The 11,133-nt window shown below is 70.9% G+C and carries 2 protein-coding genes; one reads left to right on the plus strand and one right to left on the minus strand.

All coding sequences use genetic code 11. From position 1 onward, the window contains the following. Positions 1 to 8,956 (minus strand): type I polyketide synthase (locus A5714_RS19390; protein WP_068287907.1); only part of this gene is annotated, 8,956 nt, incomplete at its 3' end. Positions 8,957 to 9,409: 453 nt separating this feature from the next. On the opposite strand from A5714_RS19390, the gene A5714_RS19395 reads away from it, so the two are divergent. After that, positions 9,410 to 10,831 (plus strand): condensation domain-containing protein, encoded by a 1,422-nt coding sequence (locus tag A5714_RS19395; RefSeq protein WP_068069515.1) that lies wholly within the window; start codon positions 9,410 to 9,412, stop codon positions 10,829 to 10,831. Positions 10,832 to 11,133 lie beyond the last annotated feature (302 nt).

Here is an 11,133-nt window from a genome sequence, read left to right on the forward strand (position 1 = left end):
CGTCCTTCTCGGTCAGACGCAGGTTGTCGATCGCACCGCGTTCGGTGGGCAACAGGGCGTAGTCGTCGGCGCGCGGCACGTTGAGGTGACCGCTACGCGACCACTGCAGCAGCCGGGACGCCAGCGCCTTGCCTTGCCGCACAGCCAATTCCGGCTCGTCGATGGGGCTGGCGAGCAAACCGGTCAGCAACGTCACCGCCTCCGGCGAGCCGTCGACGTCCACGAGCCTGCTGCGCAGGCCCGGTTCCTCGTTCGCCAGGGTGCGCCCCAGGCCCCACAGCGCGGCCTGGACCGCGTCGACCGGCTCCGCGGATTCGGTCGCCACAGCGCGTTCGGTGACGATCCACAGCCCGCCGGGCAGTTTCACCGAGTTGTCTTCCTGCGCGGTGTGCACCGCGCTGAGCAGGTTGTCGACCTCGGCCTCCAGCCGGCTGATCGCCGCGGCGGTCGACTCGTTCGCCGCGCGGCCGCGGCTGCGCCACACGATGCCCGTGTACGGCACGCCCGTCTGGTGCGCGTGCGCCAGCACCTGGCCCAGCAGCTCGGAGTCGTCGGTCCGGTCGAACGGGATGCAGCCCGGCAGCGCCGCCGCCAGTTCGCCGAACCCGGCGACCAGCCAGGTGCCGCCGGGGTGTGCGGCCTGCTCGGCCGCGGCCAGCGGCACCTCGTGCCAGCCCAGGGTGTAGAGCAACCGGGTCGCGTCGCCGCCGAGCCCGCGCAACAACGCCTCCCGCGGCGCCCGCTTGACGGTGAAGCCGCGGATGCCGCCGAGGTCGCGGCCGTCGCGGCCGACGTAGTGCAGGTCGAAGACCTGGGTTTCGCTCATCAGCTCGTTGGTGCGCCACGTGGCCCGGCAGTAGAACCGGCGGGGCATCTTGTCGGTCAGCGTGACCTGCTCGTAGCGCAGCGGCAAGAACAACCCGCGCACGCCTTGTTCGGCCGCCCGCAGCGCCGGGAACGCGGGAAACGCGACGCCCGTGCACAGGTCCATCAGCACCGGGTGCATCGGCTCGGTCCCCAGGTTCTCCGCCAGCTCCTCGCCGACCGAGATGTCGCCGACCGCCTCGCCCTCGCCGAGCCACAGCGATTTCAGCGACCCGGACCAGTTGGGGCCCCACGACAGTTCCATGTCGTCGAAGGTCTCGAACAGCTCCTGCGGACGCATCCGCTCCATCCGTTCGATCGCGTCGTCGATGGGCTCGGCCTGGTCGGGCTCGGCGCCGGCACCCGCGAGCGCGGTGCCGTCGGCGTTGCGCGACCACTCGGCATCCTTGACGCCGTAAGGCCGGCTGTGCACCGAAAACTTCCAGCCCTCGTCGAGCGGGTGCAGCGTCAGTTGCACCTCGCGAGACGCCTTGTCGGGCAGGATGATCGGCTCGTAGAAGAAGACCTCTTTGACGTGCGCCGGCGTGCCGACGGCGGCCAGGGCCATCGCGGCGTAGGTGGCGCCGGGAACGACGACGGTGCCATAAATGACGTGGTCACCCAGCCAGGGCTGCGATTTGACCGACAGCCTGCTGGTGTAGACCGTGTCGCCCGACGCGAGATCCTTGCCGCTGCCGAGCAATCCCGACATCGCCGGGCCGTCGACGGTGATCGCCGAGCTCTTGGGCCAGAAGCGGCGCCGCTGGAACGGGTAGGTCGGCAGTTCCAGCCGGCGGCCGCGCGGCGGGTGCAGCGCGGCGAACGTGGGCCGGTGACCGCTGACGTAGGCGTTGGCCAACGCGTCGGCGATCTGACGACGGTCGGCGACGCCCTTGCGCAGCGACACGATGGCCCGCGGTGCGGCCAGGTGCTCCGGCCAGACCTGGACCGCGGCCCCCGTCAACACCGGCTGCGGGCCGATCTCCATCAGCACCGTGCAACCCAGCGCGGCGACGGTGCGCACGCTCTCGGCGAACTGCACCGGCTGCCGGGAATGCCTGCGCCAGTATTGCGCGTCCAGCGGGGTCTCCGCCGTCAGGATGGCGCCCGTGTGGTTGCACACCAACGGCAGCGTGGGTGTGGCGAACGCGAATTGGTTTGCGAACGACTCGAATTCACCCAGGACCGGTTCCAGCAGCTCGGAGTGGAAGGCGTGGCTGGTCTCCAGCCACGTGCAGCGCACCCCGTCGCCGCTGAACGTGGCGACCACCTGCTCGAGGTCGCCGGCCGGGCCCGAGAGCACCGTGTTGGGTCCGTTGTACGCCCCGACCGAAACCTTCGGGAACGCGCCGGCCACCTGCTCGACCTGCGTGGGGTCGGCGAAGACGGCCACCATGCGGCCGCCCGCGGGCAGGCTGCCGAACAGCCGGCCGCGCTCGGCCATCAGGCGGGCACCGTCCTCGAGGCTGAACACCCCGGCCACGCAGGCCGCGGCGTACTGGCCCACGCTGTGGCCGAGGACGACGTCGGGCTCGAGGCCCCACGACTGCCACAGTCGCGCCAGACCCATCTCGACGGCGAACAACGCCGGCTGCGCGAACGACGTGTGCTTGAGCGTTTGCCCGGCCCTGCCGCCGGTTTCGCGGTCGGTGGCGAAGATGACGTCCAGCAGCGGCTCTCCGAGGGTCCCGCTGACCGCGTCCGCGCACCGTTGTACCGTCTCGGCGAAAACCGGCTCCGCGGCGAACAATTCGCGCGCCATCCCGGGGTATTGGCTGCCCTGCCCGGTGAACAGCCACGCCGTCGTCGGCCGGTCGGCGCACTCGGCGCGATACACGCCCGGACGCAGCTGCCCGGCGGACAGGTCGGCGATGCCCGTGAGGGCCGTGGGCACCGAATCCACCACGAGCGCGGCGCGGTGCTCGAAGTGCGAGCGGCCCGCACCGGCCGTCAGTGCCACCTCGGCGATGTCGGCGTCCGGGTGCTCGGTCAGCCACGCGCCGTACCGCTGCGCGAGTTCGACCAGCGCCTCCGCGGAGCGCGCCGACAACGGCAGCACGCTGACCGCGCCGCGCGAACCGGTCGACTCCGCGGCATCGGCGGGCTCGGCGTCGGCGACCGCCGGCGCCTCTTCGATCAGGACGTGCGCGTTGGTGCCGGTGAACCCGAACGAGCTGACACCGGCGCGCCGCGGCCGCCCGTTGGCCTCCCACGGCGTCGGCGCGTCGACGACCTTCACCGGCAGCGAGCCCCACGGGATGTGCGGCGACGGGTTGTCGAAGTGCAGGCTGGGGGGCAGCACACCGTTTTGCAGTGACAGCACCACCTTGATCAGCCCCGCCGCGCCCGACGCGGATTCGGTGTGGCCGATGTTGGTCTTCACCGAGCCCATCAGCAGCGGCCGGTTGGTGTCGCGCGCCGCGCCGTAGACGGCTCCGGCCGCCTGGACCTCGATCGGGTCGCCGAGGGGGGTGCCCGTCCCGTGCGCCTCGAGGTAGTCGATGTCCGCTCCGGACAGGCCGGCCCGGGCCAGCGCCGTGGCGATAAGCCGTTGCTGCGCACCACCATTGGGGACGGTCAGACCGCTCGACGCGCCGTCCTGGTTGACCGCGCTGCCCGGGATCACCGCGGCGACGTGGTCACCGTCGCGCTGCGCGTCGCTGAGCCGCTTGAGCACCAGGATGCCGCAGCCCTCGCTGCGGACGTACCCGTCGGCCGAGGCGTCGAAGGTCTTGCACCGCCCGACCGGCGACAGCATCCGGGCGCGCGACGCGGCGACCACCGTCACGGGACTGAGCAAGACGTTCACCCCGCCCGCCACCGCGAGGTCGCAGTCACCGGAGTGCAGCGCCTGCACCGCCTGGTGGACGGCGACGAGCGACGAACTGCACGCCGTGTCGACCGCGACCGCCGGCCCCTCGAAGCCGAGCGCGAAGGCCACCCGCCCCGAGATCGCGTTGAGCGCGTTGCCGGTGATGAAATACGGCTCGATCTTGTCGATGGACTCGGCCGAGAGCAGATGCGCGTATTCGTTGGCCGCCACACCGGCGAAGATGCCGGTTCGGCTGCCGCGCAACGACGCCGGCGCGTAACCGGCCCGCTCCAGCCCCTCCCACACGGTTTCGAGCATCAGCCGCTGCTGCGGCTCGATCCAGACGGCCTCGCGCGGCGAGATGCCGAAGAACTCGGGGTCGAACCCGTCGATGCCGTCCAGGAAGCCGCCGAAGCGGGTGTAGGTCTTGCCCGCGGTGTCCGGGTCGGGGTCGTAGAACTCGTCGATGTCGAACCGGTCCTCGGGCACCTCCCGGATCGCGTCGACACCTTCGGACAGCACGCCCCAAAACGCCTCGGGATTGGGGGCTTTGGGGAACCGGCAGGACACGGCGATGATCGCGATCGGCTCGTCGGAGGCGGCCGCCGCCGCGGCGGCCGGCGCCGGGGTGGACTTGTGCTCGGTCAGCGCCAGGACGTCACCGAGCAGGTAGTCGACCACGTCGGACAACCGGGGGTAGTCCATGGCCAGCGTCGCGGGGATCTCGGCGCCCACCCCCTGCTCGATGCGCCGCCGCAACTCGACGGCCATCAGCGAATCCATGCCGAGGTCGAAAAATCCGGCGTCCTCGCGGATTTCGGACGGGTCTATCCGGGTGACGTCGGCCACCTCGTCGCGCAGGAAGTTCGACAGGAGTCTGCGGCGTTGCTGCACGGGCGCGCCTGCGAGCCGTTCGACCAACTCCGTCTTCCCGGACGCCCTGGTGCGCGCCGCGACGCCGCCGGGCACCTCGCCCTCGAGTTCGGCCTCCAGCTCGGCCAGGAACGCGCGCCGGCCCGCTTGCTGGTAGAGCGGCAGGAATCGCGCCCAGTCGACACGGGCCACGACGCCCTGCGCAGCCCCCCGGTCACCGGCGATCAGGTCGGCCAGACCGGCCAGCGCGTCGGCCGGCGTGAGGGTCTTGATGCCGCGCTTGTCCAACTTGGCGCGCGCCTCGGCGTCGGCCATGCCCACCGACCAGGGGCCGAAGTTGGCGCTGACACCGGCGATGCCGCGCTCGCGCAAGCGCCAGCTCAACCCGTCCAAGAAGGCGTTGGCCGCGCCGTAGGCGGTCTGCCCGTAGCCACCCCACACTGAAGCGATCGAGGAGGTGCAGACGAAGAAATCCAACGCCAAATCCTCGGCGGCCTCGCTGAGATGCCAAGCGCCCCAGACCTTTCCGGCAAAAACTCGATCGATCTCGGCGTCGCCGAGGTCGCTGAGCGCGGTGCCGGCGATCTCGCCCGCGGCATGCACGATGCCGGCCAGCGGCGGCAACTCGGCCGCGACGGTGGCCAGCAGTCGCGCGACGTCGTGGGCGTCGGCGACGTCGGCGGTCACGACGCGGATCTCGGTGCCGTGCTGCCCGCCCAGCGCGTCGATGCGCTGCCGCGCAGCCTCGGTCGGGGCGCGCCGGCTGGTCAGCACCAGGTGCTTGGCACCGTGGGCCGCGAGGTAGCCGGCGATCTCCAGCCCGATCGAACCGAGGCCTCCCGTCACCAGGTAGCTGGCGTCGGCGCGCACCGGCAGCGGGGCGGCGCTCGGCGCGCCGACCCGGCGCACCAGCCGGGGCACGTGCGTCGAGTCCGTACGGATCGCCAACTGGTCCTCGCGGCGATCGGCGACGGCCAGGTGGTCGAGCAGCCGCGCCCACTCGCCCGCGTCGCCCGTCGACAGGTCGGCCAGCCCGCCCCACACGTGGGACAGCTCCAGCGAGGCCGCCCGGCCGAATCCCCACAGCGCCGTCTGTTCCGGTGACACGACGTCGCCGTCGAGGACGCGCTGCGCCCCGCGGGTCACCAACCAGATCGGCGCCCGCAGCCCGGCGGCCGCCGCGGTCCCCAAGAGCCGCCGGGCGCCTCCGAGCAGCTGGTGTTGCAGCCGCAACAGTGCGCGCTGCGAGGGCCCGGTGGACGCCTGCGGCGCCGCGACGGCCACGATCCTCAAGCCCGCGGACTGCTCGGCCGCCGCCGACATTGCGGCCGTCAAGGCGACCGTCAACTCCTGCTCGTCGGTGTCCGATGCGGGCAGCGCAAGGACGCGGTGGTCGTCGCCGCGCGCGGTGAGCGCCTCGAGTAGCGGCGCCATCGCGGCACCGGGGTCGCCGACGAGCAACCAGGTGACCGGCTCGGCGACACCGGATTCGGCGAGAGCGCCCGTTTGCCAACGGAATTCGTAACGCGCGTCGGTGATGGCGGCGGTGGTGCGCTGCGCGTTGTGCTGAGCGGCGAGCTTCGCGAGCACACCGAGGGTGTGCGCATCGTCACCGGCACCGCCGACGAGGGCGGCCAGTTCGGCGATCTTGCCGTCCTCGAGCAGCCGCACGACGGGGCTGGTCGACGGCGACTGCTGCGACGGCGCCTCGCGGCCCTCCCGGAACCAGTACTGCCGGTGCTGGAAAGGGTAGGTGGGCAGGTCGAGCCGGCGCGCGGGCCCGTGCAGCACCGCGCGGAAGTCGGGTTCATGCCCCAGCGCGTAGGCGTCGGCGAGGGCTTCGAGGATCTGCCTGTGGTCGGCGGTGTTCTTGCGCAGCGACGCGATCGCCCGCGGCGTGGTCGACGGCTCGGGCCACGCCCGCAGCGCCGCGGCGGTGAGCACCGGCTGCGGTCCGATCTCCAGCAGCACCTTGCAACCCAGTTCGTGCAACGTCCGCACACTCTTGGCGAATTCGACCGGCTGGCGGGCGTGCCGGCGCCAGTAGTTGCCGTCGAGCTTCTGGGTGCGGCCGATCGCGGCGCCGGTGCGGTTGTCGATCAGAATCCGTTGCGGCGGCGCGTAGGTGAAGCCGTCCGCGTACCTCTCGAACTCGTCGAGGATCGGGTCCAGCAGCGCCGAGTGGAACGCGTGGCTGGTGTCCAGCCGGTCGCAACGCGTGCCGTCGGCGCTCAGCGCCGCGACCGCCTGGTCCACATCGCCTGCGGGACCGGACAATACGGTGTTGGCGCCGTTGTAGGCGGCGACCGACAGGCTGGGGAACCGGTCGGTGAGGGCCTCGACGCGCTCCGCGCCGGCGAACACCGCGACCATCCGGCCGCCGGCGGGCAGGCTGCCGAACAAACGGCCACGCTCGGCCATCAGCAGGGCGCCGTCTTCGAGGCTCAGCACGCCCGCGACGCACGCCGCCGCGTACTGGCCGACGCTGTGCCCGAGCACCACGTCGGGTTCGAAACCCCAGGACTGCCAGAGCCGGGCCAGACCCATCTCGATCGCGAACAGCGCCGGCTGGGCGTACGACGTCTGCCGCAGCGTCTCGCCGTCCCGGTCGTCCACCGCGAAAATGACGTCGAGCAACGGCTTTTCGAGCGCGTCGGCGACCACTTCGGCGCAGCGGCGCACCGTGTCGGCGAATACCGGCTCGCTGTCAAACAATTCGCGGGCCATGCCCGGGTACTGGCTGCCTTGGCCGGTGAACAGCCACGCCGTCTTCGGCCGGTCGTGCGCCTCCCCGCGGACCAGCCCGGGCGCGGGGCGGTCCTCGGCCAGCGCGGCGAGCAGGTCGCGGGCGCCTGCCATCGAGTCGACGACCAGCGCCGCGCGGTGTTCCAGGTGTGCCCGGCCCACGCCGGCGGTGAAGCACAAATCCGCCACGGTCGCTTCGGGGTGCGCGCGCAGCCAGGTGTGGTAGTTCCCGGCGAGCTGCACCAGCGCGGCCGGGGTGCGCGCCGACAGGGCAAGCACGCGGGGCCGCCCCTCGCGGTGCGCTTCGACCGGCTGGGGCGCCGCCGTGGCCCGGTCCGCCGGTTCGGGAGCCTCCGCGAGGATGACATGGGCGTTGGTTCCGGCGAAACCGAAGGAGCTGACCCCCGCGATTCGGGGCCGGCCGTTGCGTTCCCACGCGGTCGGTTCCGTCACGACCTGCACCGCGAGGCGGTCCCACGGAATGTGCGGCGACGGGTCCCGGAAGTGCAAATGCTCTGGTAGCAACTCGTTTTCGAGCGACAGGATCACCTTGATCACCCCGGCGATGCCCGCCGCGGCTTCCAGGTGCCCGATGTTGGTCTTGACCGAACCGATCAGCAGGGGCCGGTCCGCCTCGCGCCCGGCACCCAAAACGGCGCCCGCGGCCTGGGCCTCGATGGGATCGCCGAGCGACGTCCCGGTCCCGTGCGCCTCCAGGTACCCCACGTCACCGGGCGCGACGCCGGCGCGTTTGCACGCCTCGGCGATAACCCGCTGTTGGGCAACGCCGTTGGGGACCGTCAAACCGCCCGACGCGCCGTCCTGGTTGATCGCGCTTCCCCGGATCACCGCGCGGATCCGGTCGCCGTCGCGGATCGCGTCGGCGAGCCGCTTCACGACGATCACGCCGCAGCCCTCGCCGCGCACGTAGCCGTCGGCCGCCGCGTCGAACGTCTTGCACCGGCCGTCGGGGGCCAGCATGTGCGCGTGCGAGAACGTGATCATGGTGGCGGGCGTGAGCAACACGTTGGCGCCGCCGGCCAGCGCGAGGTCGCATTCCCCGAGGCGCAGCGCTTGGCAGGCCTGGTGGATCGCCACCAGCGAGGAACTGCACGCCGTGTCGACCGCGACCGCGGGACCCTGCAGACCCAGCCGGTAGCTGATCCGCCCGGCCGCCGCGGCCGACGACGTCCCGATCGCCATGTAGGGCTCGATCTCGGCGTACGTCAGCTCGTCGGACGCCATGCCCAGGTAATCATGGGTGGCCAGACCGACGAAGACGCCGGTGTTGGTGTTCGCCAAAGCCGTTGGCGCCGTTCCCGAATGCTCCACCGCCCGCCATGCCGTCTCCAGCAGCAGCCGGTGTTGGGGGTCCAGCGACTTGACTTCGCGGGCCGACATGCCGAAAAACGGCGCGTCGAACCCCGCGACGTCGTCGACGAAGCCGGCCCGCCGGGTCACCACCTTGCCGGGCGCGTCGGGGTCGGGGTCGAAGAACTCCTCGGCGTCCCACCGGTCCGGGGGCACCTCCGAGATGGCGTCCCGGCCCTCGCGAAGGACCTGCCAGAACTCGTCCGCGTCCGCGGCACCGGGAAAGCGCGCCGCGTAGCCGACGATCGCAAAACTCGATTCCGTACCTACAGGGCCTTCGACGGATGCCATGCAGCTGTCCTCCTCACCTCGGCCGGTGCGGGTCCGATGCCCACGCGCCGGCCTACCGACTCCGGGCCGCGGAAGACCCCGGAGCACGTCACGCGCCGCACACCACACACCGCGAGCCGCCCTTTTCGGACCGGCCGGTGCGGAACCTGCGCAGCATAATCCTCGACCGCATCACGGTGTTGCCCCGCGACACCTTCGTCGCGCCGCGCCCGGCGAACGCCACCGGGCCTGACCGTACGGCCCACGTCCAGGGCGGGCCGCCCATCACCATAACCACTCGGCGGCCGGAATCGCCGGAGCCGTGCCGACGCGTCCACCCCCACCACGGCGCGCGCCACAGACGCTATCTTGGGTCTGGCTATCTTGGGTCTCGCCACCAACCCGGCCGCGGCGCAGCCTTCACTTCAAGGCAGCCTTGCCCAAGAAAATCTCGCCGGATCGAAAGAGAAGATATTGCAAATCGGGAAAATCACGATCGGCGCGCTCGACGATTGGCTGCCGTCCCCGGGCGCCGTCGTCTCCTGGCACCCGACGCCCGCGGCCGCCGAGCAGGTGCGCCACGCGCCGGTCAGCACCGTGCCGGTCAGCTATATGCAGGGCCAACACCTGCGCAACTTTCACGAGCGCACCACCGCGGGCCTGGACTTCTCCCGTCAGATCATCGCCACCTGCGAGGTTCCCGGCCGATGTGACATCGCGGCGATGGATTACGCCGTGAACACCTACTTGCGCCGCCACGACACGTTTCGCAGCTGGTTCGAGCGCACCAGCGACGGGGAATTTGTCAGGCACACCATCGGCGACCCCGCCGTCATCGAATTCGCACCGATCGACCACGGCACCATGACGGTCGAGGGTATCCACGCGCACGTCGTCGCGATCCCGAATCCCCTGGAGTGGGGCTGCTTCACCTTCGGAATCGTGCAGAGCGAGAGCACATTCACGTTCTTTGCCGCGATGGACCACGTGCACGGGGATGCGACATTGATCGGCACAACGATGCTCGAGGCCAACGGCATGTATTCGGCGATGAGCGGCGGCGGTGCGCCCTTGACGCTTCCCGACGCCGGTAGCTTCGACGACTTCTGCTCCCGCGAACGCGAGTACACCTCGACCCTGACCGTGGATTCGCCGGGGGTGCGCACGTGGATCGAGTTCGCGGAGAACAACGACGGCGGGTTTCCCGAGTTCCCGCTGCCGCTGGGCAACCCGTCGGAGTCCACCACGAGCGCCATGACCTCCGAGTTGCTGATGAGCGCCGAGCAGACCCAGCAATTCGAGTCCGCCTGCGCGGCGGCGGGCGCGCGTTTCGTCGGGGGCCTGTTTGCCTGTCTTGCCCTGGTGGAGCACGAATTCACCGGTGCGCTGACGTATTACGGGTTGACCCCGCGTGATTCGCGGGCGGCCACGGACAATTTCATGACGCAGGGGTGGTTCACCGGCCTGATCCCGATCACCGTTCCCATTGCCGCGACGTCCTTCGGTGAGGCGGCGTGGGCGGCGCAGAGTTGTTTCGATTCGGGGCTGCATCTGGCGAAGGTGCCCTACTACCGGGTGTTGGAGTTGGCGCCGTGGCTGAGCTGGCCACGGCCGAACTTCCCGGTGTCAAACTTCTTCCACGGCGGCGCGGCCCCGCTCAACGCCGTCCTCGCGGCGGCCGAGATGGGCCTGGCCAACAACATCGGGATCTACTCGGACGGCCGGTACTCCTACCAGATGACCGTTTACATCTTCCGGTACGGGGAGGGCACGGCGATGGCGTTGATGTATCCGGACAACCCGATCGCGCGTAAATCGGTTGCGCGCTATCTGGATGCGATGAAGTCGGTGTGCGGGCGTGTCGCCGACAGTGGGCATTGGGGACGCGTTGCCTGACGGGAATTCGGCGGGCCCGGCGCCGGAGCGTCGGCGGCCGTCGCCGCCCGCGGGCGCGCACAATGGCAGCGATCGAGGTGAGGCGATGTGCGACGAGTAGCAGATTTCGTGGTGCGCTGGCCGTGGGCGGTCGTGCGGCAGGATCGACAGCGGATGCTGCTGAGCCATCTCACCCAGGGACGGGGACGTCAGCGGCAGCGCGACCGCCACCGCGAGCCACAACCCCACGACCGCCCACGGCCAGCGCACCACGAAATCTGCTACTCGTCGCACATCGCCTCACCTCGATCGCTGCCATTGTC

Origin of the sequence: Mycobacterium sp. E2462, from assembly GCF_001672685.1 — a bacterium.
Lineage (GTDB): Bacteria > Actinomycetota > Actinomycetes > Mycobacteriales > Mycobacteriaceae > Mycobacterium.